Annotated in this window: 24 protein-coding genes and 1 tRNA gene; 11 read left to right on the top strand and 14 right to left on the bottom strand. The window is 64.0% G+C overall.

Going from position 1 to position 25056, the window contains the following annotated elements:
- The first annotated feature begins 22 nt into the window (after positions 1-22).
- Positions 23-496 (top strand): transcription elongation factor GreA, encoded by a 474-nt coding sequence (gene greA, locus BM118_RS29615; protein ID WP_011090113.1) that lies wholly within the window; start codon positions 23-25, stop codon positions 494-496.
- Between the two features lie 382 nt (positions 497-878).
- Here the strand turns inward: greA and BM118_RS29610 are convergent, their stop codons facing one another.
- The gene (locus tag BM118_RS29610) at positions 879-1358 is read right to left on the bottom strand and encodes an Lrp/AsnC family transcriptional regulator (RefSeq protein WP_027547667.1); all 480 of its coding nucleotides are present in this window, start codon (positions 1356-1358) and stop codon (positions 879-881) included.
- Positions 1359-1625: 267 nt separating this feature from the next.
- On the opposite strand from BM118_RS29610, the gene trxB reads away from it, so the two are divergent.
- The 6 genes from trxB to BM118_RS29585 all read left to right on the top strand — a co-directional run bounded on the left by trxB (position 1626) and on the right by BM118_RS29585 (position 6106).
- Positions 1626-2591: a thioredoxin-disulfide reductase gene (gene trxB / locus BM118_RS29605; protein WP_092189943.1), complete on the top strand. Its 966-nt coding sequence runs from the start codon at positions 1626-1628 to the stop codon at positions 2589-2591.
- Positions 2592-2596: 5 nt separating this feature from the next.
- On the top strand, positions 2597-3520 hold the full coding sequence (locus BM118_RS29600; protein WP_177234815.1) for a LysR family transcriptional regulator: 924 nt from the start codon (positions 2597-2599) through the stop codon (positions 3518-3520).
- A 450-nt stretch (positions 3521-3970) separates the two neighbouring features.
- Positions 3971-4879, top strand: a complete 909-nt coding sequence (locus tag BM118_RS29595) for a 4-hydroxy-tetrahydrodipicolinate synthase family protein (RefSeq protein WP_177234814.1) — start codon at positions 3971-3973, stop codon at positions 4877-4879.
- A gap of 289 nt (positions 4880-5168) precedes the next feature.
- Positions 5169-5363 (top strand): hypothetical protein, encoded by a 195-nt coding sequence (locus BM118_RS29590; RefSeq protein WP_092189937.1) that lies wholly within the window; start codon positions 5169-5171, stop codon positions 5361-5363.
- A gap of 299 nt (positions 5364-5662) precedes the next feature.
- Entirely contained in the window at positions 5663-5812 is a 150-nt protein-coding gene (locus tag BM118_RS41815; RefSeq protein WP_177234813.1) for a hypothetical protein, read from the top strand.
- Positions 5813-5941: 129 nt separating this feature from the next.
- Positions 5942-6106, top strand: a complete 165-nt coding sequence (locus BM118_RS29585) for a hypothetical protein (protein ID WP_177234793.1) — start codon at positions 5942-5944, stop codon at positions 6104-6106.
- A gap of 122 nt (positions 6107-6228) precedes the next feature.
- Here the strand turns inward: BM118_RS29585 and BM118_RS29580 are convergent, their stop codons facing one another.
- Entirely contained in the window at positions 6229-6906 is a 678-nt protein-coding gene (locus tag BM118_RS29580) for a ParA family protein (protein WP_027547672.1), read from the bottom strand.
- Positions 6907-7319: 413 nt separating this feature from the next.
- On the bottom strand, positions 7320-7679 hold the full coding sequence (locus BM118_RS29575; RefSeq protein ID WP_092189933.1) for a hypothetical protein: 360 nt from the start codon (positions 7677-7679) through the stop codon (positions 7320-7322).
- A 547-nt stretch (positions 7680-8226) separates the two neighbouring features.
- Between BM118_RS29575 and BM118_RS29570 the strand changes: the two genes are divergently transcribed.
- Positions 8227-9171 carry an AEC family transporter gene (locus tag BM118_RS29570; RefSeq protein WP_092189931.1) on the top strand — a complete coding sequence of 315 codons (945 nt, stop codon included), beginning with the start codon at positions 8227-8229 and terminating at the stop codon, positions 9169-9171.
- A 399-nt stretch (positions 9172-9570) separates the two neighbouring features.
- On the opposite strand, the gene tenA is transcribed toward BM118_RS29570, so the two are convergent.
- The gene (gene tenA / locus BM118_RS29565; RefSeq protein ID WP_092189929.1) at positions 9571-10245 is read right to left on the bottom strand and encodes a thiaminase II; all 675 of its coding nucleotides are present in this window, start codon (positions 10243-10245) and stop codon (positions 9571-9573) included.
- Positions 10246-10416: 171 nt separating this feature from the next.
- On the opposite strand from tenA, the gene BM118_RS40755 reads away from it, so the two are divergent.
- Both BM118_RS40755 and BM118_RS29560 read left to right on the top strand, forming a co-directional pair.
- On the top strand, positions 10417-10572 hold the full coding sequence (locus BM118_RS40755) for a hypothetical protein (protein WP_244550269.1): 156 nt from the start codon (positions 10417-10419) through the stop codon (positions 10570-10572).
- Positions 10573-10689: 117 nt separating this feature from the next.
- The gene (locus BM118_RS29560) at positions 10690-11442 is read left to right on the top strand and encodes a DUF5131 family protein (protein WP_092189927.1); all 753 of its coding nucleotides are present in this window, start codon (positions 10690-10692) and stop codon (positions 11440-11442) included.
- Here BM118_RS29560 and tcmP read toward each other — a convergent pair.
- The 3 genes from tcmP to BM118_RS29545 all read right to left on the bottom strand — a co-directional run bounded on the left by tcmP (position 11412) and on the right by BM118_RS29545 (position 13347).
- A complete protein-coding gene (gene tcmP / locus BM118_RS29555) occupies positions 11412-12290 on the bottom strand; it encodes a three-Cys-motif partner protein TcmP (protein ID WP_092189925.1) in 879 nt (292 codons plus the stop codon). The genes BM118_RS29560 and tcmP overlap by 31 nt on opposite strands.
- 283 nt (positions 12291-12573) lie before the next feature.
- Positions 12574-12650: transfer RNA gene (locus BM118_RS29550), tRNA-His, on the bottom strand.
- 262 nt (positions 12651-12912) lie between these two features.
- Entirely contained in the window at positions 12913-13347 is a 435-nt protein-coding gene (locus tag BM118_RS29545) for a phasin (RefSeq protein ID WP_092189923.1), read from the bottom strand.
- 617 nt (positions 13348-13964) lie between these two features.
- On the opposite strand from BM118_RS29545, the gene BM118_RS29540 reads away from it, so the two are divergent.
- A complete protein-coding gene (locus BM118_RS29540; protein WP_177234812.1) occupies positions 13965-17423 on the top strand; it encodes a PAS domain-containing sensor histidine kinase in 3459 nt (1152 codons plus the stop codon).
- A gap of 135 nt (positions 17424-17558) precedes the next feature.
- Here BM118_RS29540 and BM118_RS29535 read toward each other — a convergent pair whose 3' ends face one another.
- The 7 genes from BM118_RS29535 to BM118_RS29505 form a co-directional block, all read right to left on the bottom strand.
- Positions 17559-18728, bottom strand: coding sequence for a serine hydrolase domain-containing protein (locus BM118_RS29535; RefSeq protein WP_177234811.1), 1170 nt, complete (start codon positions 18726-18728; stop codon positions 17559-17561).
- Positions 18729-19042: 314 nt separating this feature from the next.
- The gene (locus BM118_RS29530; RefSeq protein WP_092189917.1) at positions 19043-20215 is read right to left on the bottom strand and encodes a thiolase family protein; all 1173 of its coding nucleotides are present in this window, start codon (positions 20213-20215) and stop codon (positions 19043-19045) included.
- Positions 20216-20526: 311 nt separating this feature from the next.
- Positions 20527-22116, bottom strand: coding sequence for a phosphoglycerate dehydrogenase (gene serA, locus BM118_RS29525; RefSeq protein ID WP_092189915.1), 1590 nt, complete (start codon positions 22114-22116; stop codon positions 20527-20529).
- 206 nt (positions 22117-22322) lie between these two features.
- Positions 22323-23495: a phosphoserine transaminase gene (locus tag BM118_RS29520; protein ID WP_092189913.1), complete on the bottom strand. Its 1173-nt coding sequence runs from the start codon at positions 23493-23495 to the stop codon at positions 22323-22325.
- A 79-nt stretch (positions 23496-23574) separates the two neighbouring features.
- A complete protein-coding gene (locus tag BM118_RS29515; protein ID WP_244550268.1) occupies positions 23575-23766 on the bottom strand; it encodes a hypothetical protein in 192 nt (63 codons plus the stop codon).
- A gap of 173 nt (positions 23767-23939) precedes the next feature.
- Positions 23940-24404 carry a GNAT family N-acetyltransferase gene (locus tag BM118_RS29510; RefSeq protein ID WP_092189909.1) on the bottom strand — a complete coding sequence of 155 codons (465 nt, stop codon included), beginning with the start codon at positions 24402-24404 and terminating at the stop codon, positions 23940-23942.
- A 14-nt stretch (positions 24405-24418) separates the two neighbouring features.
- Entirely contained in the window at positions 24419-25009 is a 591-nt protein-coding gene (locus tag BM118_RS29505; RefSeq protein WP_092189907.1) for a glutathione S-transferase family protein, read from the bottom strand.
- Between the last annotated feature and the right edge of the window lie 47 nt (positions 25010-25056).

Genomic DNA, 25056 nt, shown 5'->3' with positions numbered 1-25056 from the left:
CGATCGAAGGACGAGAGAGAAGATGGAAAAGGTTCCGATGACTTCGGCCGGGTTTGCCGCGCTCGGGGAAGAATTGAAGAAGCGCCAGTCCGAGGACCGTCCGCGCATCATCGAGCACATTGCGGAGGCGCGCTCGCACGGAGACCTGTCGGAAAACGCGGAATATCACGCCGCGAAGGAAGAGCAGTCCCACAATGAGGGCCGAATCGCCGAACTCGAGGACAAGCTCGCGCGCGCCGACATCATCGACATCTCGAAATTGTCCGGCGACACCATCAAGTTCGGCGCCACCGTAACGCTGGTCGACGAGGACACCGAGAAGAAAGCGGTGTGGCAGATCGTCGGCGAGGTCGAGGCCGACGCCAAGAAGGGCCGCATCTCCATCACCTCCCCGCTCGCGCGCGCGCTGATCGGCAAGAAGAAGGGTTCGACCGTCGAGGTCAACGCACCCGGCGGCGCCAAGGCGTACGAGATCACCAAGGTGGAGTGGCGGTAAGGATTTGCCGCTGTCTCCGCTGACGTTTCGAAAAGGCCGCGCAACCGTGCGGCCTTTTTGTTTCTGCGCGTTGCTGTGGGGGCGGCACTCCCTCACCACGCGTCATTGCGAGCGCAGCGAAGCAATCCAGAATCTTTCCGCGGAGACAGTCTGGATTGCTTCGCTACGCTCGCAATGACGGTGCGTGGCGCAACAGCATCCGTCTCTCTCGTGTCCCGGACGCGCTGCAACGCCCTTAGCGTTGCTGCGCAGAGCCGGGACCCAGAAAGCAACTCGGTAAATCGCGGTGAGATGGGCCCCGGCCCTGCAGCGCACCGCACCGGACGATGCTCCGCATCGCCGGGTGAGCGCTGCGCTGCGTCCGGGGCACGAGAGCGTCGCCCTACCGCCGCCCCTTCACGTCCAGCGGCACGGCCGCCTCGTATTTCGAATTGTGCAGCACCAGCGACGTCCGCACGTTGCGGACATGGGGCGCGGCGGTGAGGTGGGTGACGAAGTCCTGGAAGGTCGCCATGTCAGGCGCGACGCATTTCAGGATGAAATCGACCTCGCCGGACAGCATCCAGCATTCCCGCACCAAGGGCTCGGCGCGGACGAACTCCTCGAAGGCGCGCAAATCCGCCTCGGCCTGGCTGGACAGGTGCACGGCCGCAAACACCGTGACGTCGAAACCGAGCTTGCGCGCATCCAGCAGCCCGCGATAGCCGTGGATATAGCCCTCCTCCTCCAGCGCCCGGACCCGGCGCAGGCAGGGCGGTGGCGAAATGCCAACCCGCTTGGCGAGCTCAACATTCGTGATTCGACCGTCGGCCTGAATCTCGGTGAGAATTTTCAGGTCGATCTCGTCTAGGTTCCGCGACACGTGATTGGAACTCCTGGCCTTTGCGGCGGTATCGGGTGGGTCTGTCGCAATCCTCATAGCCCAGTCCGCACCCATTGCGCAATTTTATTGCGCGTGCAGCGCAATCGACTTTTGTTCCCTGTTGGAAAAATCCGCCGACAGGGAATGCAATTCTTGCATAGCTCACCAGAACGCTTAGATTAGCTCTGATATTTCAGCGCTTCCGCGAGGCCTCCTGGCTCCTTCCGCGCCCGCGCTGCAAATCCCCCGTGAAAGGCGTCCATCGAAATGTCCGCTCCTGTTCATGCAAAGGTCGTGATTATTGGCTCCGGCCCTGCCGGCTACACGGCGGCGATCTACGCTGCGCGCGCGATGCTCGAGCCGATCCTGATCCAGGGCATCCAGCCGGGCGGCCAGCTCACCATCACCACCGACGTCGAGAACTATCCGGGCTTCGCCGACGTGATCCAGGGCCCCTGGCTGATGGAGCAGATGGAGAAGCAGGCGGTCCATGTCGGCACCAAGATCGTCACCGACCTCGTGACCAAGCTGGAGACCGGGCCGCGGCCGTTCCGCCTCACCTGCGACAGCGGCGACGTCTATCTCGCCGAAACCGTGATCCTCGCCACGGGCGCGCAAGCGCGCTGGCTCGGGCTGCCGTCCGAGGGGAAATTCCAGGGCGGCGGCGTCTCGGCCTGCGCCACCTGCGACGGCTTCTTCTACCGCGGCAAGGAAGTGATCGTGGTCGGCGGCGGCAATTCCGCGGTCGAGGAAGCACTGTACCTCACCAACCATGCCTCGCAGGTCACCATCGTGCATCGTCGCGATCACTTCCGCGCCGAACGCATCCTGCAGGAGCGTCTGTTCAAGCACCCGAAGATCAAGGTGGTCTGGGACTCAGCCGTCGACGAGATCTGCGGCACCGAGAACCCGAACAAGGTCACCCATGTCCGCCTCAAGAACGTCAGGACCGGCACGCTCACCGAGCTGAAGGCCGACGGCGTCTTCATCGCCATCGGCCACGCCCCGGCGACCGAGCTCGTGAAGGGCCAGGTCAGGCTCAAACCGTCGGGCTATGTCGAGGTCGCCCCGAACTCGACCGCCACCTCGGTGCCCGGACTGTTCGCCGCCGGCGACGTCGCCGACGAGACTTATCGCCAGGCCGTGACGGCCGCAGGCCTCGGCTGCATGGCAGCGCTCGAGGCCGAACGTTTCTTGGCCCTGCGCGCCAGCGAGCGTGCAGCAGCGGAATAAAGATCATGCCTCGAACACGCGACGGATTTACGGATATGGACTGGGACAAGCTGAAGGTGTTTCACGCGGCGGCTGAAGCGGGCAGCTTCACGCATGCGGGCGAGCAGCTCGGCCTGTCGCAATCGGCGGTCTCGCGCCAGGTCTCGGCGCTGGAGCAGGAGCTCTCGGTCTCGCTGTTCCACCGCCACGCCCGCGGCCTGATCCTCACCGAGCAGGGCGACCTCTTGTTCCGCACCGCGCATGACGTGTTCATGCAGCTCCAGGCGGCGCGCGCCAAACTGACCGACAGCCGCGAGCGGCCGAGCGGCGATCTCAAGATCACCACCACGCCCGGCGTCGGCATCAACTGGCTGATCCCGCGGCTCGGCGAATTCACCGCGCTCTATCCAGAGATCCGGATCTCGCTGATCGTCACCGACGAGGAGCTCGACCTGTCGATGCGCGAGGCGGACGTCGCGATCCGCACCCGCAAGCCGACGCAGCCGGATCTCATCCAGCGCAAGCTGTTCGCGATGGGCTTCCACGCCTATTGCTCGCCTGACTACATCAAGCGCTTCGGCACGCCGCGCACGCTGGAGGAGCTCGACTCCCACCGCATCATCACGCTCGCGGACGGCAACTTCGCGCCGCATCTTCAGAACCGCAACTGGCTGGTCGAAGCCGGGCGCAACGGCTCGGGTCCGCGCGAGGCCTATTTCAGGGTGAACAACATCCTCGGCCTTGTGCGCGCCTGTCAGCAGGGCCTCGGCATCGCCGCGCTGCCGGACTATCTGATCGAAGAGCAGAGCCGTCTCGTGCAACTGTTCGGCGAATCGGATTCGATCCAGCTTGATACGTATTTCGTCTATCCCGAGGAGTTGAAGACGGTCGCGCGCGTGCAGGTGTTCCGCGACTTCGTGGTGAGCAAGGCGCAGCGCTGGCCTTCCTGATTTCCGCATGTCTGACATGCGGCCTCGGCTGTTGCTGCATGGCGTTCGGCAAGCTCATAATGTTTGCACGCTGAGCCTTCGCGTTGCGCATTTGTCCCCCTCCTCCAGTGGCGCGGGAGTTCAGTAATCCCTCTTGGAAGGTGATTGTGTCGGCCTCACGTGGCCAATACCTTAAGCCGGGCTCGTTCGAGCCCGGCTTTTTTTCGTCGAAATGCCGTTTCGCTTTCCGCGTGTATTGACAGTTTTGGGCATACCCCGCATCATTTCCTAATGATCACGAAGTCGTGCGCAATCGTCTCGAAAAAAGGCCCCCTCCCGGGGACCTCGGATTTTTGCGCGCGCTAACTACGCTTCGTCATCGCAGCAAATCCCGAAAACCCCGCCACCTGGACGGGGTTTTTTCATGTGCCCTCCGTCTCAGGTTTTTTTTCCCGAGAAGGAGAACTGGACATGACCGACCTGCGAACGCATTTGCACGGACTCTGGCTGCCACTGGTGACGCCGTTTCGCGACGGCAAGCTCGACGAGACGTCGCTGCGGCGGCTGACGCGACATTACAGCGGACAGGCCGTCGACGGCTTCATCCTGGGGGCGACCTCGGGTGAAGGCATGACGCTGCGGGACGCCGAGCTCGAGCGCCTCGTCGCCATCGTGCGCGACGAGATGGCGGCCGGCCGCCGCACCATCCCAATCTGTCTCGGCTTATCGGGCGCGGACACTTCGCGGCTGAAGGAGCGCCTTGATGAAACCGCGGACTGGCCGATCGAGGGATATTTGATCGCGAGCCCCTATTACGTGCGGCCGTCGCAACGCGGGCTCCTGGCGCATTTCGAAGCGCTCGCCGACCACGCCGCCTGGCCGCTCGCGCTCTACAACATTCCCTATCGCTGCGCGGTCAACATCACCAACCAGACCATGCTGCGGCTCGCCGAGCATCCCAACATCGTCGGCCTGAAGGATTGCGGCGCCAGCCGCGAGCAATCGATCGCGCTGCTGCGCGACAGACCCGAGGGATTTCGCGTGCTCACCGGCGAGGATGCGAACTACCTCGAGGCGCTCGTCGACGGCGCCGACGGCGGCATCGTGCTCTCGGCCCATGTCGAGACCGCGACGTTCGCGGCCGTGTATGCCGAGCTGAAGCGCGGCAACCACGATGCGGCGCAGGCGCGCTGGCAGGAGGTCGCCGAGCTGACGCGCCTGTTGTTCACCGAGCCGAGCCCGGCGCCGGCCAAGCACTGGCTGTGGCGCAGCGGCCTGATCGACAGCCCCGAAGTGCGCCTGCCGATGGTGGAAGTCGGCAGCGAGCTCGCCGCCACGATCGATCGCGAGATCGAGCGACGAATGAAAGTCGCGGCGTAGCACTACGCTCTTCACGCACGCTGCCCTCCTTCTCCCCTTGTGGGAGAAGGTGGCATAGGCGGCCTTCGGCCGCCGTTCTTGAGAACGCCGAAGCAAGGCTTCGGCTATGGCGCCGGATGAGGGGTCTCGATCCACTCGCAACACTGATCGTGAGGAGAGAGACCCCTCACCCGTCTCGCCGCTACGCGGCCGAGCCACCCTCTCCCACAAGGGGAGAGGGAACGCACCGCCGTGTCCAGCGCAACTCTCCGTCGCACGCAACAACAACTCAATCCGGAAAGATCGATCCATGGGAATCCGTTTATGGACCCGCGCCCTCAAGGCCCTGTGGCAACGCCTGCCATCTGCGGAGGGTTACAGATGGGCCGACAAATATCCGGCGTCGGCCTGGCTGCGCCGCGACATCGGCCTGTGCGAGGAGGTCGTGATGCGGGAGTGGAATTGGATCGACGAGATCAGGCGCAAATATAGCGAGTGGGTTTAGTTACGGCGCAATCTCACCTCGTGCACGCTGCCCTCCCTTCTCCCCTTGTGGGAGAAGGTGGCGCGAAGCGCCGGATGAGGGGTTTCTCTCCGCGCGCAAATTGTCCGTGGGGAGGGACACCCCTCACCCGTCTCGCCGCTTACGCGGCGAGCCACCCTCCCCCACAAGGGGGAGGGGAAGGACCACCGTGGTTAACCGCGCCCCAATCGCCTTCGCATTCGCCGCATGGTGCATCCACGTCTCGTTTACGCTCTCGCGCCTATCGTTTTTCTCCAAAGCCTTCAAAAGGGGGAATGACCATGGGACATCGCACCCGGCCTACGGCCGCACAGCAGTTCGCGCCCGCCGATCTTTTGCGGGGAATCCTGGTGGTTTCGTCGTTCGGGTTCTGGGCGGTGATGCTCGGCCTGATGCCGGTGCTGCTGTTTCGGGTCTGGCTCGTCGGCTGACGACAGCCCGCGCGGATGGTTAAGCCGAGGTCACAAATGCGCTCAAAATGCGAGCGGCTCAGCAACGTGGAATTTTAAACCATCGCGCGTAGCGTGACGCCCATAAGCGAAGAAATCGCGGGGGCGTTTGTGAATAGTCAGAATGAAATGGCGCCGCATTACGGCGCCGGACAGCAGAGCTTTACCACCGAGCAGAACTTTTCCACCGAGGACATTCTCTGGGCCGTCGGCATCTGGTCGGTGATCCTGACGCTGTCGCCGGTCATCGTGTTCTACATGCTGATGGTGGCGTAACGTTGATCTCGAGATTCCGGGTCTGGCGCTTGCGCGCCATCCCGGAACGACAAGGTGAGGCCTAGAAACGCAAAACGCGCGGACATCCGCGCGTTTTTCGTCCGGGGAATGATTTATGAAAATTACGCTGCCTGCTTGTGCATTGCGCCGGATGCCGACGCCGTGCCGCGAATGGCCTTGACCGAACGCTCGATCGCCGCCCACAACCTTGCAATCTCCTGAGCCGCACGGCTCTCGGCCTGATACTCCCGCGCGCCTTCGCCGTGGCTGAGGGCCATCAACAAATCCGAACGATTGGTGATCTGACCGCCCCACACCGGCGCACGGAATTTCGCCAGCGCCTCGCGGGCGATGGTGACGATCGGGCTTTCGGCTTCGTCGCGCTTGGCCGGCGCACCGTTGAGCACGACCGCATAGGGCTTGCGCGCCGCGCGGCACATCTGGATGGTTTCCTGCACCGCGTTGACGTCGAACACGCCGGGACGGGCAGGAATCACCACCATGGTGGCGTTCTTGATCGCGTCGTCGACGACGGCCGAGAGGTTCGGCGGCGTGTCGATCAACACCCATTCATATCCGTCGCGCTTGGCAGCGGAGACGATGCCGCTGACGGAGTTCACGGCGGACTTGATCGGCGGTTCGTTCGTGCCCCGCAGCTTGTGCCACAGCGTGAGCGACCCTTGCGGATCCGCGTCCACGAGCATGACCTGTTTGCTCGCCTTGATCTGCGCGGCGAGATGTGCGGCCAGGGTACTCTTGCCCGAGCCGCCTTTACGCGATGCAAAAACAATAACGTTCATACCTTCGGCCTCCAGATTGACCCCAGGCCACGAAAATGAATCAGCACGCTGATTCGTGAAAGAAAAATTTACCGGGAGTTGCTCTGCCGCCACGAAATAACAAGACGTGTTGGCTTTTGAGTCACACTGCCGCGCGCGACAAGGACACGAACTGCAATGAAGCGCCTCCGCTGCGCGCAATCGAGCGTTTTTTGAGCAGCAGCGCGGGAAAAGCCGGAATGCAACCTTGCCGCGCAAACCGTGGCGCGACTCTTTTCGATCGCGCGCGGAGGTAATTGCCGCAAGCAGGCGCGCAAGGCGCGCGAACAAAAGGAGTCCGGTAGCTGTCGCGGGGCCGATGCCATCCGGCGCGAAGCCGCGCTTCGCACGCTTGCCCGGGCCCGGGTTTCAGGAAAGGAACGCGCTTGTCGCGCTCAGCCTTCGGATTTCTTCTTGGTCGCCTTCGGCGCCGGCTTGGTGCTCTTCTTCGCGGTATTCGACGCGCTCTTGGGCGCGATGCTGGTCGGCTTGCCGGCGCGGGCTTCGCCCGGCTCGGGCCCCCGGCGGAAGAACACCCGGCATTGCGGCGAGAGCTGCGCCTTCTTCTGGATCATGCAGGCGGTGATGGCATCGACGTTCGGCACGAACTCGCCGCACAGCCGCATCGCATCCGGCGTGCAGGCCTGCTGCTCTTCCTGCGTGTAGGCGAAGCCGGCGCCGGGGTGGACCAGGGCGGCCAGGGCAAGCCCCGACATGGCAGCAAGAACGGACTTCCTGAAGTGAAACGCCGGCATCGATCCCCCCAAATGTCTGGTCGGGGCGGAGTGTGGGTGAACCGCCGTTCGTTGGCAACGAGGGCGGGAGCGAAAGGTCGGAACGTGTGCGCTCTCGGCAACAGGGCGGAGAGTTCGGCCCCAGCCAGGGCAGCGGCGGCAAAAGACCGAGGGGCCCCCCGAGGAGTCTCACACACAGCTGTCATCCCCCGCGAAGGCGGGGGATCCAGTACGCCGCAGCCCCTCGAGAAACTTCAGGCGTCTCTGGAATACTGGGTCACCCGCCTTCGCGGGTGACGACAGCTGTGGGCGGGGAGTCTCCGAGGTTCACGGCTAAACCCTTGGCAGACCTGGCGAGATCGGGGTTGGCGTGACGCTCCGGCGACCGTCCAACAAGAACTGCGAAAACAACCCCATGCACAGTAGCCGGGGCCTTGATATGCCTTGTGAAATCACCTCTACGGATTTTACGAAGCGGTTTTGACACGTCGGGCAAAACAGGGGCATACTGCCATCATCGAGAGTGCGTGGGGTGGTCGGCTGATATCCCCGTGAGGAGAGGGGGCGCATGGCCACCGTGTTGATCGTCGCGCCGGTGTTTGCCCTGATCGCATCAGGCTATGCCGCGGTGCTGTTTCGCTTCGTCTCCGAGACCGCGCACAAGGGCATCTCCGAATTCGCCTTCAGCATCGCGATCCCTGCCCTCCTGTTCCGCACCATCGTCGTCTCGGAATTCCCCGACGTCAGCCCCTACCGGATGTGGGGCGCCTATTACGGCGCGCTCGCCATCACCTGGATCGCGGCGCTGGCGCTCTCGGCGCTGCTGCGCGAGGGGCGCGACACCGGCGAGGACGGCGTCGTGTTCGCGATCGGCTCGGTCTACGGCAACATCGTGATGCTCGGCATTCCCCTGACGCTCTCCGCGCTGGGCAACGAGGCGGCAGGCCCGATGGCGCTTATCCTGTCGGTGAACACGCCGCTGCTCTGGCTCTGCGGCACGCTGCAAATGGAGCTCGTCGGCCGCAAGCAGACCGGCTCGGCCCTGACGGTCATCTGGCCCGTGCTCGCGGATCTCTCCCGCAACCCGCTGATGCTGGCGATCGGTTTTGGCGTGGTCTGGCGCTTCACCGGCCTTGGCCTCAATCCCGTCGTCGACCGGACCATCGAGCTGCTGGCGCGGGCGGGATCGCCGGCGGCGCTGATCGCGCTCGGCATCAACCTGTTCCGCTTCGAGGTCAAAGGCGAGAAGCTCGGCATCGTCGTGATGTGCGCGCTGAAGCTGATGGCGATGCCGGCGGCGGCGTTCGTGCTGGCCAAGCTGCTCGGCTTGCCTCCAACCGCGGCCGGCGTGGTCGTGCTGTTCGCGGCGATGCCGACCGGCGCGAACGCATACATCTTCGCGGTTCAGTATCAGCGGCAGGTGAACCCGGTGTCGGGCGCGGTGGCACTGGGCACGCTGCTGGCGGCGGTGACGTTGCCGGTGGTGGTGTGGGTGGTGGCGGGGGTGAGGTAGGTCAGTGCGCGCCGCCAGCCGGTGAATCATCAGCTCAAGCAGCCCAGTCCATAATCGCGTCAATGAAAGTCTGAGCCTGGCGGATCGCATCCGCCCTCGTCGCACAGACACCGACCGACACGGTTCGGCCCTTTCCGACCGTCCACTGCCAGCCGGGCAAATAGCGCATTCTAGCAATCGAGAAGCTGACGCCGCGATGTTCCACGGAGGACCTCCGCTGACATGTTGCTGTGCGAAAAGACTACGCGAAATGATGAATGCGGTCTAGCGGGGACGGCCGACAGACGTGGTTTCTGTTAGGCTTTCAGGAATCGTGACGGAAGCTCGACCCGACAGATCGAGGAGCATCGTCATCGTAATTGTATAACCTTCAGGTTATGAGCCTCACTGCCGAAAGGGCTATTGAGCAAGCTGGCCCGCGCGCCAGGCCATCTCCCAGAAGTCTGCCTCGAGTCGGGTGGCTTCCTTGAAGATCGCAATCAGCTCTGCCTCGCGGGCCGGCGTGGCGTAGAGATCGGCGAGATGCTCCATGTGCGCCCGCGCCTTGGCAGCGACCTCCTGGTACGGCGCGCCGGCGTACTCGGCGATCCAGACGCGATAGGCGTTCGTCGCGGCGTCCGCATCGGGTCGCGAGGCGAGCCGTGTGGCGATCTCCGCGTACCCGATCACGCAGGGGGCAAGCGCCACCTTGAGTGCCAGCAGATCGCCGCGCATTCCCGCGTCGAGCACGTAGCGTGTATAGGCCAGCATCTCGGCCGCCGGAGGGGTCTGTTCAAGGTCTGTCGGGGACAGACCCCAATCGGCGCAGAGCTTCACATGCAGGTTCATCTCGACATCAAGGATGGCCGAAAGGCCGGCCGCTGCTTCACGCATGTCAGCAAGTCTGGGCGACTTGTAGACCGCGAGCGCGTAGGCGCGAGCAAACTCGATGAGGAACAGGTAGTCTTGAACGAGGTAGTGACGAAACGCCGCTTCGGGGAGCGAGCCGTCTGCCAATCCGTTCGTAAAGGGATGCTCGGTGTAGGCCCGCCACTCAACGGATGCTTCTGTCTTGAGACGCTCGAAGAAACTCACGATCTTTTTCGCCCGGCTTGCTTGTCCATGAACGTCCTTGGCTCGCTACCGATAGCGCATTGCGAACCGAGGAGCTACGGTGACCGCAGACAAAACTGGCTTTGAGCGGCGTTGCGGATGGGGCACTCCCCGCGTCGAGAGTTTTGTGCACTGTCACCGTAATGGGCCGGCGTGGTCGTGCTGTTCGCGGCGATGCCGACCGGCGCGAACGCGTACATCTTCGCGGTTCAGTATCAGCGGCAGGTGAACCCGGTGTCGGGCGCGGTGGCGCTGGGGACGCTGCTGGCGGCGGTGACGTTGCCGGTGGGGGTGGGGGCGGGGCAATAGTCGCTGGCGCGGGTCGGCTGCTGCGGCATCAGGGTTGTCCTGTCGTCGCGTAAGCACTCTCCCGCGATCGCAAAGTTTTTGATTCACAGGTCCGTGCTCTTCTGATTCAATGTCGCCATGGCCGATACTTCCATTGAATGGACCGACGCGACTTGGAATCCGGTTGCCGGGTGCACTGTGCTGACTGCGGGTTGCACCAACTGCTACGCAATGCGCATGGCAGCTAGGCTCGAGGCGATGGGCCTTGAAAAGTATGAGGGCCTCACGCGCAAGAGCGGTGGCAGAGCGGTCTGGACGGGCAATATCCGGCTCGACCGAAAATCGCTTGGCGCGCCGAGAACCTGGACAAAGCCGCGGAAGGTCTTCGTCAATTCAATGTCGGATCTGTTTCATCCGAAAGTCCCAAAAGCCTTCATCTTGCGGGTTTGGGAAGTCATGAAAGACACACCGCGGCACACCTATCAGATTTTGACGAAGCGTCCTGAAATCATGGCGGAGGTACTTTCTGATCGCCGCTTCACCGTCTTGCCGAATGTTTGGCTTGGCACGAGCGTGGAAGATGCCCGGGTTCTCGGCCGGCTCGACGCGCTCCGGGCTGTGCCGGCAGTAATCCGGTTTGTTTCCTTCGAGCCCTTAATTGGTTCGGTTGCTTCTGGTGACCTGACAGATATCCACTGGGCGATTGTCGGAGGTGAAAGCGGACCACGCTCGCGCGAGATGAAGCCTGAATGGGTGGACGAAATTGAAGCGATTTGCCGGCGATCAGGTACGGCGTTTTTCTTCAAGCAGTGGGGTGGCAAGAACAAAAAGGCTGCCGGTCGCCTCCTGCGTGGCCGCACCTACGATGAGTTGCCTGCCTTGAGTATATGACTGGCGATCCGGGTCGCGAGTCCCACGGCCTTAGGTTCATCGTTTGAAATACAAAGAAAAAGCGAAAAGCGCTGAGGCGCCTTATCGACTGGAAGCGCCAGTGGCTCGAACACCTTGGGGAAGAGGGTTTCAAGTCGACGTTTCACGTACCGCTCAAGCCCTTTGACATCGAACTCTCGCTGTGTGGGCCCACCGCCGAACATATCGCCTTGACCCTTGTCAGAATAAAGCTCCCTCTCCCACTGGTCAGAGCCGAACATTTTGGTAAGGGCCGCGCGTTTCTCCTCTGTTATCTTGTCGCTTTTACGGGTCGCCTGGCGATAAAGTCCGGAGAGCGAGAATAAAAACCAAACGTCGATTGCCTTTGTAGCGGCAATCGCAACCAGCGTTTCCCAGTCGACTTCCATGCCGTATGGATCGAGGAACAGGACTGCCCTTGCGGATTTCCACTCGCTGCCCTTGAGTTCCTTTTGAATCGAAAGGTTGGCGTCTTCTTCGACGACCATGATGTCACGATCTGGATGTTGAGCTGCCAGTTCACGTAATGCGTTGCAGTACTTCTGTTTGGATTCAATAAAAATCAGCCGGTGAAAGGGCGGCCGGATGTCGATCGCAATCTGAGCGGAGCCGCGACGCTGCTCCACTGATTCTGGGACCTCTGCATCGAACAGATCTTCTCCACGCGCCTCGACTTTTACTGTTCTCTTGCCCGTCCCCGCGAAGGCGTCGATGTACCAAAGATCGGAGAATTTATTTTGAAGCGCCGTAGAGAACGCTCGAAGGTATTTCTCGATAATCGAAAGTTTTAGTTCGGTGTGCTGGCCACCAAACTCATGATCGACTGGCATGTGCCCCTGCGATGCGAAAGGTCCCGACTCTCTTCAACCATAAGTCGTGCCGGTCAGCAACGGGACCTGATTCTTGGATTCGTCGCAAACTAGCGCCGGCCCCTAACCGGAGTTTGGCTGCCATCCTCTGCCCCCGGGGGGTATGGCCCTTAGGGTCGCCAGTGCGGCTGCAAGCCTGCCAACTTCGATGGTCGCTGCTGCAGGGCGCTCACGGCGCGGTGGTCGCTACTCGGTGCAGAGCGAGGGGAAACGAAAGCGCACGAATATACAAGCAGTTGGTCATTGGTACAGTTGGGTGGGCTCGAACCACCGACCTCCTGTTCCACAGACAGGCGCTCTAACCAACTGAGCTACAACTGCATCCTTGCGAGCCGCCTTGGGCGCCTGGACGGGCCGGTCACCGAGGGGGGCTGGACGGGGCGGAAACTAGGTGCAACGGCCGTTTTTGGCAAGGCCGCAAACGGGCGGAATCCACCCTCAAACGACGTTATTTCCAAAGGAAAACCCGGGCCTGGGCCCGGGTTTCTTTTTATTTGGGCATGATCTTATCGGAAAACCGCTGCGCACTTTGCGCGCGGCCCTTCGGGTCCGGATCAGGCCCTAATCAAACCGGCCCGATCGCTCAGGCGGCGGGCGGGTAGAGCTTGGAGGCGCTGGCCTTGATCGGCTCGGCGGCGGCGGTTGCGGCGCGCTGGGCGATCTCGGCGAGCTCCTTGGCCTGGGCCTGGAAGGTCTCGAGCTGCTTGCGGCCATGGCTGCTCCACAGCGCGAACGCATCCGACGGCGACGTCACGCCGAGCAGCTCCTGGGTGAAGTCCAGATGGGCGGTGGTGTTGGCCTTCATGAACTCCATCAGCTTGGCGGTGTACTCGTTCGCGCCCTTGCTGGCGGACGAGAACACGGCCTCGATGGTGCCGTTATGGCTTTCGGCCGCGTCCTTGAACTTGGCGTAGCTCTCGCGGGCCTGCGAAACGCCCTTTTCGGCGAACGCACGCATCTGCTCCGGCACCTCGAACGGGATGATGGAGGCGGAGAATGGATCAGTCGCACCTGTCATTTTGGTCCCTCACGATCATGGAAAATGGAGTGAGCCTTCTGGCGCGCCCGCCGGCCAACCGGGGCCCTTCTGTTGGCGGGTACGAAGACTGGATACGCGTAACGAAAAAGATGGCTCGTCCAACGCCCAGCAGTATCACTGCGTAACATGTCAACATTGTGCAGCGCAACGCGATCCGGGGTGCACAGGAAAAATTTAATCCCGGAGAGGATGAGGTTCCTGCCTGGGGGAACCCGTGGTTGAGGTCGACATTCCGGGGCCGGAGCGGAGCGAGGGAGCCCGGAATCCATCAGGCCGCGAAGATCGCAGGGACATGAATTCCGGGCTCGCGCCGAGTGGCGCGCCCCGGAATGACGGAGGGGCTCGCGTGCTTCGGCCGGGGCGCATCCATCGCCGCGCGGCTGACGATCTGGCTCCCCCCGCGAATCCTGCGGATGCAGCGCCTGCGCGGCTTGCGGGGTCGGCCGGATTAAGGTTATCGCGGCTTTAGGGCCTCCCCGGTAGGCTGGGGCCGTGGACCTGCCCGCGCCTGCGCGCGATACTAACCCTTTCTTAAGGCTGTCATTCCCGGCAGCCCTAAGACCAGACGCGTGTCAGTGAGACCTAAAGCCGGTCGGATGAGTCATTCGGATTTCCAGTTGCGAGGCGTGGGCGATCCCCGGCTGGCCGTGCATGCGACGTCCCCGCTGCCCGCGTGGCTCTGGTCGGTCGACGGAACGCGCGTGCTGTGGGCCAATCCGGTCGGTGCAAAATTCTTCGGCGCGGCGCATGCCGCAGCGCTGGCTGACAAGGTTTTCGGCCCCGCTGACAGCCATCGCCGCCAGGTCGCCCGGCTCGCCCGGCAGCTGCCGGCGAACGGCACGGTGCGGCTCGAACGGCTGCGCGGCTTCGGCGCCCGGCTCGGCATGCTGATGACCTGCGCCTGCACACGGCTGACCTTCGCCGATGGCGGCCAGGCCGTGCTCGTCACCGCGATGGATCCATTGGTGCGCACCATGCCGCTGGTGGAGCGCCTGCATCGTCTCGTCGCGGGCGCCAGGATGCCGATGGCGGCGTTCGCGCCCGACGGAATGTTCGTCGGCGCCAGCGACGCCGCCCGCGCTCTGCTCGGCTTCCGCGATCTCGGCGAAGCCGGGCTGGAACAGGCCCGCAGCGATGCGCTTCGCAGCGGCCGCGCCGAGACGCCGATCGGCATCGGCCAGATGGTGCTGCAACGGGTTGGGCTCGGGGCCGATATCGGCCTGGTCGCGCTGATCGAGCCGGCCGCCGCGCAAACGGCCGCGGCGAGCGATGCCGCGCCGGCCGCGTCCGCGCCCGAGAGCACACCTGATGTCACGCCCGCAGCGCCGGCTCAATCCACGCCGCACGCCGCCGAGACGCCGAACGCGCCGCCGCCGCCGAGCGACGCGCCGGCCGCTATCGCACTGTTCGACGCCTTCGCCGATCCGGTCGACATGCCCGCGCCCGCGCTGCCCGTGCGCGAGGCGACGCCGGAGACCGCGACAGTCCAGCAAGCCGTCGACGAAGCGGTCGAAGAACCGGCCGAAGCGACTGTCCAAGAACCGGCCCAAGAACCGGCTGACGCGCCGAAAACTCCGGTTGAAAACCAGCCCTCAGCCATTGTGTCGCCGCAGGCCGCGCCGATCACATCAGGCATGGTCGAGCCGCCATCGGGTCCCACAGAGACGCCCGCGCCGCATCAGCATCCGCTGCGCTTCCTCTGGCAGATGGATGCAGAGGGCCGCTTTGTGCTCGCAACCAGCGAGTTCATCCGCCTGATGGGCCCGCACACCACCGCCGGCTTCGGCCGCCCCTGGCGCGAGATCGCCGCGGAATTCTCGCTCGACCCGGAGGGGCGCGTGGCGCAGGCGCTGGCCAGCCACGACACCTGGGCCGGGATCACCGTGAACTGGCCGGCCGATGGCGGCGAGCATCTGCCGGTCGAGCTCGCGGGCCTGCCGGTCTACGACCACGCGCGCAATTTCGCCGGCTTCAAGGGCTTTGGCGTCTGCCGCGATCTCGACGGCCTCAACCGGCTCGATGCGCTGAGGCGCTTCGAGCAGTTCGCCGAACCGCACGCGCAGCACGGCCTGCCCGCCGACATCGTCGAGCCCGAACCGGAGCCGGAGCCCGTGGCGGAGGCGCCGCCTCCGCCGGCCGAGCCGCCCGCACCTGAGCCTGAGCCCGCACCTGAAGCTGAACTGCCCGACCCCGCACCCGACGCGACTTCACACCCAACCGATCCGGAAACGCCAGTGGAAACGCCCCCCAACGTCGTGCCGTTCCGCCCGCCCGGCGATGCCAGATCGCCGACGCTGACGCCGATCGAGAACAGCGCGTTCAACGAGCTCGCCCGGCAATTGTCCGAGCGCCTCGAACGCGAGCGGGAGACGATCGCCGCCAGCGCGACCGAACCGCCGGCGGAGACCGCACCCGAACCGCCGATCGATGCGCCGCACACGCCGGCCGAATGGCTGACCGAGCCGGCGCCGCCGGCGCGCGGCCACAGCATGCGCGACCGCGCGCTGCTCGACCTGCTGCCGACGGGCATCCTGATCTATCGCCTCGACCGGCTGCTCTACGCCAACCCGGCGTTCCTCGCGCGCATGGGCCATGCCAGCGTGAGCGCGCTGGAGAATGCCGGCGGGCTCGATGCGCTCTATGTCGAGCCGGGCGTGTCGGCCGCCAGCAGCACCTCGCATGGCGGCACGCCGGTGACGATCAGCGCGACGCTTGCCAATGGCGAAGAGCCGCTGCCGACCACCGAGGCGCATCTGCACACGATCGACTGGGACGGCGAGAGCGCGCATGCGCTGGTCTGCGCGCTGCCCAATCCTGCACCTGTCGTGGCTGCGCCCGCCGTTGCCGAGCCTGTCGCCGCGCCGCCCGTTGTCGCCGAGCCTGTTGCCGCCGCGCCTCTTGTCGCGGAGTCCTTCCCCTATGCTTCCGAGCTCGAGTCCCAGGCCGGCGATGCCGACGCCGAGGATCTCGCCGCCATCCTCGACACCACGGCCGAGGGCATCGTGATGTTCGATGCCGAAGGCAACATCCACGTCTGCAACCGCAGCGCGGAGGCGCTGTTCGGCTACGACGGCGAAGCGCTGCTCGAGCAGAATCTGGTGACGCTGTTCGCGCCGGAGAGCCGGCAGGTCGTCGCCGACTATCTCGAAAGCGTCAAGAGCCAGGACATTTCGAGCCTGCTCGACCACGGCCGCGAGGTGCTGGGGCGCGAGAAGAAGGGCGGCGTCATTCCGCTCGCCATGATCATGGGCCGCACCAGGCCCGACGGCCCGAACTTCTTCGCCGTGTTCCGTGACCTCTCCCAGAGCAAGAAGGGCGAGAGCGAGCTGACGCAGGCCCGCCGTCTCGTCGACGGCGCGGCGAATGCCAAGGCCGACATGCTGGCCCGGATCAGCCACGAGATCCGCACGCCGCTCAACGCCATCATCGGCTTTGCCGAGGTGATGATCTCCGAACGCTTCGGCACGCTCGGCAACGAGCGCTACGGCGAGTACATGAAGGACATCCGCGCCTCCGGCGAGCGCGTCATCGCGATCATCGACGACCTGCTGGAGCTGTCGCGCATCGAGACCGGCAAGCTCGACCTCAACTTCGCCAACCTCAACCTCAACGATCTGGTCGAGGCCTGCGTCGTGGTGATGCAGCCTCAGGCCAACCGCGAGCGCATCATCATCCGCACCTCGCTCGCCCATGCGCTGCCGCAGGTGACCGTGGACGCGCGCGCGATGCGGCAGATCACCATGAACCTGATCTCGAACTCGATCCGGCTCGCCAGCGCCGGCGGCCAGGTCATCGTCTCGACCGCGCTGACCGATCGCGGCGAGATCGCTCTTCGCATCCGCGACACCGGCCACGGCCTTAGCGAGCGCGAGGTCGCGGCCGCGATGGAGCCGTTCCGCACCCCGCCGCCGGGCGATGCCGAGGACAATTCGGCGCTGAGCCTGTCGCTGACCAAGGCGCTGGTCGAAGCCAACCGCGCCCGGTTCAACATCAAGAACGCAGGCCATGGCACGCTGATCGAAGTGGTGTTCGCGCCCGCGCTGGCGCGGGCTTGAGGCGGGATCAGACCAGATCGATTGCTGCCACGAGGCAGGTTGCGCTCCGCCCCGGATCGTCGAACTCATCGACGATCAGGCCCCTTCGCAGGATTCTCCGTCATCCTCTCGTCGAAAGACGAGCCCGAAATTGGGTCAACTCGACGACAAACCAGCCTCGACCTCGGCGTTCAGAAGAATGGACATGATTTTCTGTCCCACTGGCGAGGCGAGGCTGCCGGCGGACAGAACCACGACGCCATTTCCCGACGGAGCGCTTGCGCCGTTCTGAACCCAGCTCTCAAACCCCATCCACGAGCTGAAGCCCGGTACGCCGCCATCTTTCGACAGGACACTTCCCGCCGCGCCGGCGATTTTCGGAAAGAACCACCCAATTCCGACCGTGGGGCCCTTCGTCGGCCCTCCGCAGATGCCCGTCGCCGTACCGCATTTGCCCCGGGTCCAGCCGGTCTGCTGCTGCGTCTGCAGGATGGCGAATTCCGTCGGTGAAGGCTGCAGTTGGCCCATGTTGTAGAGCAGCCATTGAAGCATGTCCGAGGCGCAGCTGACGATCGATCCGCTCCCGAACTCCATCGGTGGGCACGGCAAATAGCTATGACCTATGTCGAAAGGCTGCGTCCCGTCATATCCACACGCCATGCTGGGCACTTGGCCCGTATTGAACAACGCGGTGTTGTTCATGCCCAGACCCGCGCACAGCTCGACGAGTTGCGTGTTGTACTCGTCATAGACGTCGACATAGGTGTTCTGCGGGTTGGCGCCGGCAATAGCCAGGAGGGACCAGGCAAGGTTTGAATACGTGTAGCACTGGCCCGGCGGACAGATCCAAGCCGAGTGCTGTCCGCTGTTGAACCAGGCGACGAGCTCGGTGAAGTTCTGCAAGTTACTCGGCGGGCAGAATGGTCCCCGCGGATCGGGAGGCAAGCCATTATCCTGCGGAAATCCAGAAGCATAAGTGACGATGTCGGCGACCGGAATCCCGCTGATCGCGGCCGGCAGGGAAATCGAGGGCATGCAGGACCCGACCGTATTCCCATCATATGTGCCTTGAAGGCTGTAAAAAATTCTGGATGTGAAGACTTTTGAAATGGACCCGATTTCGAACAGCGTATTTGGCAGGTTCGCAGCGGCCACGACCTTGTGGTTCGAGTCCCAGACTTCAGTCTGGGAGGGAGAGAAGAACTTTGCGGAGGGGGTGCCGGAGCCGTCAAAATCCGTGAAGACGTAGACGGCCATCCCCATGTAATCGCTGACGACAGCGTCTATGACGGTTTGGATCGCCGAGCTCGGGTCCGATAAGGCCATGGCGCCCCTCCCCATTGCAAGCTTGATCGCCAGCGAACTTTAGCATCTTCCATTGCGGTTGTCTTTATAAGAATGACATCGTGTAGTTGATTACGCGATTCAATGGTGAAAGGTGGTCCAAGCCACGTCGGCGCGAGGTCCGGCTTTGGCCATTTGCGAAGTCAGGCGATGTCCGCTTCCCTCCGCTGTTGGCAGCAAAAAGGGACATCGAGCGCGCTGCAATTCTTGGGTACGCCCTGGTCTGGCGCTCAAATCATCAAATAAAAAGGCACGGCGCTTGCGGCGCCGTGCCTTTCACATTCATGCGGCCTAGATCAGCTGTAGATCTCGAACAGGCCGGCGCCGCCCTGGCCGCCGCCGATGCACATCGTCACCACGCCCCACTTCGCCTTGCGGCGCGCACCTTCCTGGAGCAGGTGGCCGGTGAGACGCGCGCCGGTCATGCCGAAGGGATGGCCGATCGCGATCGAGCCGCCGTTGACGTTGTACTTGGCGGGATCGATGCCGAGCTGGTCGCGGCAATACAGGCACTGGCTGGCGAAGGCCTCGTTGAGCTCCCACAGATCGATGTCGTCGATCTTGAGGCCGGTGCGCTTGAGCAGCTTCGGGATCGCGAACACCGGCCCGATGCCCATCTCGTCGGGCTCGCAGCCGGCGGTCGCCCAGGCGACGAAGCGGCCGAGCGGCTTGAGGCCGCGTTTCTCGGCGTCCTTGGCTTCCATCAGCACCACGGCGGCGGCGCCGTCCGAGAGCTGGCTGGCATTGCCGGCGGTGACGAACTTGCCGGGCCCCCTCACCGGCTCGAGCTTGGCAAGGCCTTCCAGCGTGGTCTCGGGCCGGTTGCACTCGTCGCGATCGACGACGTAGTCGACGATGCTCTCGGCCTTGGTCTGCTTGTCGACGACCTTCATCTTGGTCTTCATCGGGACGATCTCGTCCTTGAACTTGTTCGCCTGCTGGGCCGCGGCCATGCGGCGCTGCGATTCCAGCGAGAACTCGTCCTGATATACGCGGCTGAGCTTGTAGCGCTCGGCGACGATGTCGGCGGTGTCGATCATCGCCATGAAGATGTCAGGGGCGACCTTGAGCAGCTCCGGATCGATCGATTCCTTCGGCGTGCCGCCGCCCGGCATGGAAATGCTCTCGACGCCGCCAGCGACGATGCACTCGGCGCCGTCGGAGCGGATCGAGTTGGCGGCCATCGCGATGGTCTGGAGGCCCGAGGAGCAGAAGCGGTTGACCGAGACGCCGGCGGTGGTCTTCGGCAGGCCGGCGAGCAGCGCGGCCTGACGGCCGATGTTCGGCGCGCCGTGGGCGCAATTGCCGAGATAGCAGTCTTCGACGTAGTCCTTCTCGACGCCGGCGCGATCGACCGCGTGGTGGATGGCATGGGCCGCAAGCGACATCGGCGGCGTGATGTTGAACCCGCCGCGGCCGGATTTCGCGAGGCCCGTGCGCGCATAGGAAACGATGACGGCTTCACGCATTGTTTTCTCCCTTGTCGAACGATTTTGAACGGAGCGTCCTGGTCGCCATTGGTACACAAAGTTGGAAGGCCGGGGGAGAAATAAAAACGCCGCCTCCGGTGCGGGAGGCGGCGTTGTTCCGCGGGTCGGAATATATGATACGCGTCATTCCGGGGCGCGCGCCCCGCTCCATCCACTCGTCATGCCCGGGCTTGTCCCGGGCATCCACGTCTTCACTTGCGGATGCGCGTGGATGGCCGGGTCATAGGCGAGCGGAAGCGACGCCGTCCTTTGGACGGCTATGCCCGGCCATGACGACGGAGAGACCTTGGTCAGAACGTCAGCGCCTTGGCCTGCTTGACCTGCGGCAGGGCCTGCACCTTGGCGAGCACGTCGGCCGGCACCGCGCCGTCGACCTCGACCAGCGCGATGGCGTCGCCGCCCTGCTTGACGCGGCCGAGATGGAAGGTCGCGATGTTGAGCTTGGCGGCGCCGAGCAGGCTCGCGAACGCGCCGATGAAGCCGGGCTTGTCCTCGTTGGTGACGTAGATCATCGACTTGCCGAATTCGGCGTCGACGCGGATGCCCTTGACGTCAACCAATCGCGGCTTGCCGTCATGGTACACGGTGCCGGAGACCGAGCGCTCCTGGCGTTCGGTCGCGACCGTCACGGTGATCAGGCTCTCATAGTCGCTCTGGGCGGCGCGCACGATCTCGTCCACCACCATGCCGCGCTCCTTGGCGACGACGGGCGCGGACACCACGTTGACCTCGCCCAGCATCGGCCGCAGCAGGCCCGACAGCACGGCGGAGGTGATCGCCTTGATCTTCATCTCGGCGACATGACCCTCATAGGTGATCTCGACCTTGAGGATGCCGCTCTCGGTGAGCTGGCCGGCGAACGAGCCGAGCTTCTCGGCAAGCGCGATGAACGGCTTCAGCTTCGGCGCTTCTTCAGCCGTGATCGAGGGGAAGTTGACCGCGTTCGAGATCGCGCCGGTGAGCAGATAGTCCGACATCTGCTCGGCGACCTGGAGCGCGACGTTCTCCTGCGCTTCGGTGGTGGAGGCGCCGAGATGCGGCGTGCAGATCACGTTGGGATGGCCGAACAGCACGTTGGCATTCGCGGGCTCCTCGACGAAGACGTCGAAGGCGGCGCCCGCGATGTGCTTGGAGTTCAGCGCATCGACCACCGCCTGCTCGTCGACGAGGCCGCCGCGGGCGCAGTTGATCAGGCGCACGCCCTTCTTCATCTTGGCGATCGCGGCCGCGTCGATGATGTTCTTCGTCTTCTCGGTCAGCGGGGTGTGCAGCGTGATGAAGTCGGCGCGCTTGAGCAGGTCGTCGAGATCGACCTTCTCGACGCCGATGTCCTTGGCGCGCTCCGGCGACAGGAACGGATCGAACGCGACCACCTTCATGCGCAGGCCGAGCGCGCGGTCGGCGACGATCGAGCCGATGTTGCCGCAGCCGACCACACCGAGCACCTTGCCGGTGATCTCGACGCCCATGAAGCGGTTCTTCTCCCACTTGCCGGCCTGGGTCGAGGCGTCGGCCTGCGGGATCTCGCGGGCGAGCGCCAGCATCAGGGTGATGGCGTGCTCGGCGGTCGTGATCGAATTGCCGAACGGCGTGTTCATCACGATGATGCCCTTGGCCGTGGCGGCGGGGATCTCGACGTTGTCGACGCCGATGCCGGCGCGGCCGATCACCTTCAGGTTGGTCGCCTTCTCGAGCATCTTGGCGGTCGCCTTGGTCGCGGAGCGGATCGCAAGGCCGTCGTAATTGCCGATGATCTCGGCGAGCTTGTCCTTGTCCTTGCCGAGATTGGGCTGGAAGTCGACCTCGACGCCGCGATCCTTGAAGATCTGCACGGCAGCGGGCGAAAGCGCGTCGGAAATGAGAACTCTGGGTTTGGTCATGGGGAGGATCCTCTACCTTCCTCGCAAAGAGGGGCGGCCTTCGGGAGTAGGTTGATGCTGTTTCTTCTCCCTCTCCCCGTTCTTACGGGGAGAGGGTTGGGGTGAGGGGCAGCCACAGGCGAAGGTGCTCGCGGAGAGAGCCCCTCACCCGGATCGCTGCGCGATCCGGCCTCTCCCCGTAAGAACGGGGAGAGGCGAAAAGAAACTTAAGCCGCCTTGGCGAGCTGCGCCTTGGTCTCGGCGAAGGCCCAGTCGATCCACTGCGTCAGCAGCTCGACGTCCTTGGCCTCGACGGTGGCGCCGCACCAGATGCGCAGGCCGGCCGGCGCATCGCGGTAATAGGCGAAGTCGTAGCCGGCGCCTTCCTTCTCGACCAGCGCGACCAGCTTCTTGCAGAAGTCGGCCTGCGCGTCCGCCGAAAGCGAGGTGAGCGCGGGATCGGTGAACTTCAGGCACACCGAGGTATTGGAGCGGATCGAAGCGTCCTTGGCCAGGAAGTCGATCCACGGCGTCTTCGCCTTCCAGTCGGCCAGCACCTTGGTGTTGGCGTCGGCGCGCGCGATCAGCGCCTTGAGGCCGCCGATCGACTTGGCCCAGTTCAGCGCGTCGAGATAATCCTCGACGCAGAGCATCGACGGCGTGTTGATGGTCTCGCCGACGAAGATGCCTTCGTTGATCTTGCCGCCCTTGGTCATGCGGAAGATTTTCGGCAGCGGCCACGCCGGCTTGTAGGTCTCGAGCCGCTCCACCGCGCGCGGGGAGAGGATCAGCATGCCGTGCGCGGCCTCGCCGCCGAGCGCCTTCTGCCAGGAGAAGGTGACGACGTCGAGCTTGGCCCAGTCGAGGGGTTGCGCGAATGCCGCCGAGGTGGCGTCGCAAATGGTCAGGCCTTCGCGGGTCGCGCTGATCCAGTCGGCGTTCGGCACGCGGACGCCCGAGGTGGTGCCGTTCCAGGTGAAGACGACGTCCGACTTCGGATCGACCTTGGAGAGATCGGGGATTTCACCATAGGCCGCATTGAGCTTGGTGACGTCCTTGAGCTTCAATTCCTTGACGATGTCGCTGACCCAGCCTTCGCCGAAGGATTCCCAGGCGAGCGTGGTGACGGGCCGTGCGCCGAGCAACGACCACAGCGCCATCTCGACCGCGCCGGTATCGGAGGCGGGCACGATGCCGATGCGATAATCGGCGGGCACTTCAAGCACTTCGCGCGTCAGATCGATCGCGAGCTTGAGCTTGGTCTTGCCGACCTTCGCGCGATGCGAGCGGCCGAGCGCTGCGTCCTTGAGATTTTGGGCGTTCCAGCCGGGGCGCTTGGCGCAGGGGCCGGAGGAAAAATGCGGCACGTTGGGCCGCGAAGCGGGCTTCGCTACAGTCATATTCTACCCTTCCAGATAGTAAGCCTCCCGTTGGGGGGAGGTGTCCCGCCGCGGCTGATACGGGAAACGGGAAGAGTCGTCAAGGAAGTTCCGGGGCCTCACGCGCGAGTGATGGCGCTTCCGGCGCGATATCGGGGGATTCGACGGTGGCGAGCGCGTTCAGCAAGTCCGTGGCCTCGCTGATCAATTGCGCGGCTTTGCGCCGGCTGCCGACCTTCAAAATGCATTTGTCATTGGCCTGCACAACGTAGCCGTTGCCGACCTTGATCATCGAATAGCTTGTCATCGAAATCCCCGAACCGACCGAGCTCGGTGTCTGACGCTGCCGTAGCACCGTTCGTTCCCATCTCAACGTGAACGACGGCTGGGTAGTTTACCGGCTCTTAATATGAACGAATGCGCGATCCGAATTTGCTGATTGCGCAAGGTGCGCGGCGAGCTGCCTCAAAAGCGGACAGTCATGCCGACATGACTCGCCGTGAATCCGAGCCGCTTGTAGAAGCGCTGCGCGTCCACTCGCGTCTGATGCGTCAACAGCTCGACCAGATTGCAGCCGCGCGCTTTCGCTTCCGCGATGGCCCATTGCACCAGTTGCTCGCCGATGCCGCGGCTGCGACAATCGGCAGCAACGCGCACGTCTTCGAGCAGACCGCGGATGCCGCCTTGCGAGCTGATGCCTGGCAGCACCGCGAGTTGCAGGCAGCCGACCACCCTGCCCGCGCTCTCGGCAACCACGAGCTGGAGATTTTGATCGCGCTCGACCCGCTCGAACGCCTCGTAATAGGCGGCCGGCAGCGGCTCCTCCACCCGCTCACGGGCGCGCCCGAGATGATCGTCGGCGAGCATCGCCACGATCGCTGCGACGTCCTCGCGGCGCGCGCGACGAATGGAAACGGTTTCGGCGTTCATGAGATACTCCGGACTCAGCGCGCCGGCGGAAGGCCGAGAAAGGCCTCGGTCTCGCCGATCCAGCGGCGAACGGCCGCATGACGGCCGAGATCGAAGCCGCCTTCATGCGCAACGCGGGTATAGGCGAGCAGCGAGACATCGGCGAGCGAAACCGCCTCTCCGGCGAAGAAGCGGCCGGCGGCGAGATGCTGCTCCATGCGGTCGAGCGCCGCATAGCCGCGCTTGACCTTTTCGGGGTCGAGCTCGGAGGCGTCCTTGCCGAGATAGACGAGCTGGAAGCGGCACACCGCGATATAGGGCTCGTGGCTGTACTGCTCCCAGAACAGCCATTCATCCATCTTGGCAGCAACAAAGGCGTCGCGCGGAATCAGCGCGCTGTCACGGGCGAGATAGCGGATGATGGCATTGGATTGCGCCAGTGTGCGGCCGTCGTCGAGGGCGACGGTCGGCACCTGGCCGGCGCCGTTCATGGCAAGGAATTGCGGCGTGCGCGTCTCGCCCTTGCGGGTGTCGATCTCGATCCAGCCGTAGGGCAATGCGAGCTTGTCGCAGACCCACTTCACCTTGAGACAATTGCCGGAATTGGTATCGCCGTAGATTTGCATCGCTGCCACCCTGCTTCGGGCGACAGAGCATCAGGACGAAGGGAACC

It is taken from the genome of Bradyrhizobium sp. cf659, assembly GCF_900113725.1.
Lineage (GTDB): Bacteria > Pseudomonadota > Alphaproteobacteria > Rhizobiales > Xanthobacteraceae > Bradyrhizobium.
This window is presented reverse-complemented; position numbering and strand designations above follow the sequence as displayed.

Coding starts and splice junctions, on each gene's coding strand:
- BM118_RS29535 (WP_177234811.1), bottom strand. CDS start 18,728: ATGGCCTTATCGGACCCGAGCTCGGCGATCCAAACCGTCATAGACGCT.
- greA (WP_011090113.1), top strand. CDS start 23: ATGGAAAAGGTTCCGATGACTTCGGCCGGGTTTGCCGCGCTCGGGGAA.
- BM118_RS29570 (WP_092189931.1), top strand. CDS start 8,227: ATGGCCACCGTGTTGATCGTCGCGCCGGTGTTTGCCCTGATCGCATCA.
- BM118_RS29540 (WP_177234812.1), top strand. CDS start 13,965: ATGAGTCATTCGGATTTCCAGTTGCGAGGCGTGGGCGATCCCCGGCTG.
- BM118_RS29580 (WP_027547672.1), bottom strand. CDS start 6,906: ATGAACGTTATTGTTTTTGCATCGCGTAAAGGCGGCTCGGGCAAGAGT.
- BM118_RS29600 (WP_177234815.1), top strand. CDS start 2,597: ATGCCTCGAACACGCGACGGATTTACGGATATGGACTGGGACAAGCTG.
- trxB (WP_092189943.1), top strand. CDS start 1,626: ATGTCCGCTCCTGTTCATGCAAAGGTCGTGATTATTGGCTCCGGCCCT.
- BM118_RS29575 (WP_092189933.1), bottom strand. CDS start 7,679: ATGCCGGCGTTTCACTTCAGGAAGTCCGTTCTTGCTGCCATGTCGGGG.
- BM118_RS29560 (WP_092189927.1), top strand. CDS start 10,690: ATGGCCGATACTTCCATTGAATGGACCGACGCGACTTGGAATCCGGTT.
- BM118_RS29590 (WP_092189937.1), top strand. CDS start 5,169: ATGGGAATCCGTTTATGGACCCGCGCCCTCAAGGCCCTGTGGCAACGC.
- BM118_RS29505 (WP_092189907.1), bottom strand. CDS start 25,009: ATGCAAATCTACGGCGATACCAATTCCGGCAATTGTCTCAAGGTGAAG.
- tcmP (WP_092189925.1), bottom strand. CDS start 12,290: ATGCCAGTCGATCATGAGTTTGGTGGCCAGCACACCGAACTAAAACTT.
- BM118_RS29510 (WP_092189909.1), bottom strand. CDS start 24,404: ATGAACGCCGAAACCGTTTCCATTCGTCGCGCGCGCCGCGAGGACGTC.
- BM118_RS29545 (WP_092189923.1), bottom strand. CDS start 13,347: ATGACAGGTGCGACTGATCCATTCTCCGCCTCCATCATCCCGTTCGAG.
- serA (WP_092189915.1), bottom strand. CDS start 22,116: ATGACCAAACCCAGAGTTCTCATTTCCGACGCGCTTTCGCCCGCTGCC.
- BM118_RS29520 (WP_092189913.1), bottom strand. CDS start 23,495: ATGACTGTAGCGAAGCCCGCTTCGCGGCCCAACGTGCCGCATTTTTCC.
- BM118_RS41815 (WP_177234813.1), top strand. CDS start 5,663: ATGGGACATCGCACCCGGCCTACGGCCGCACAGCAGTTCGCGCCCGCC.
- BM118_RS29515 (WP_244550268.1), bottom strand. CDS start 23,766: ATGATCAAGGTCGGCAACGGCTACGTTGTGCAGGCCAATGACAAATGC.
- BM118_RS29530 (WP_092189917.1), bottom strand. CDS start 20,215: ATGCGTGAAGCCGTCATCGTTTCCTATGCGCGCACGGGCCTCGCGAAA.
- BM118_RS29595 (WP_177234814.1), top strand. CDS start 3,971: ATGACCGACCTGCGAACGCATTTGCACGGACTCTGGCTGCCACTGGTG.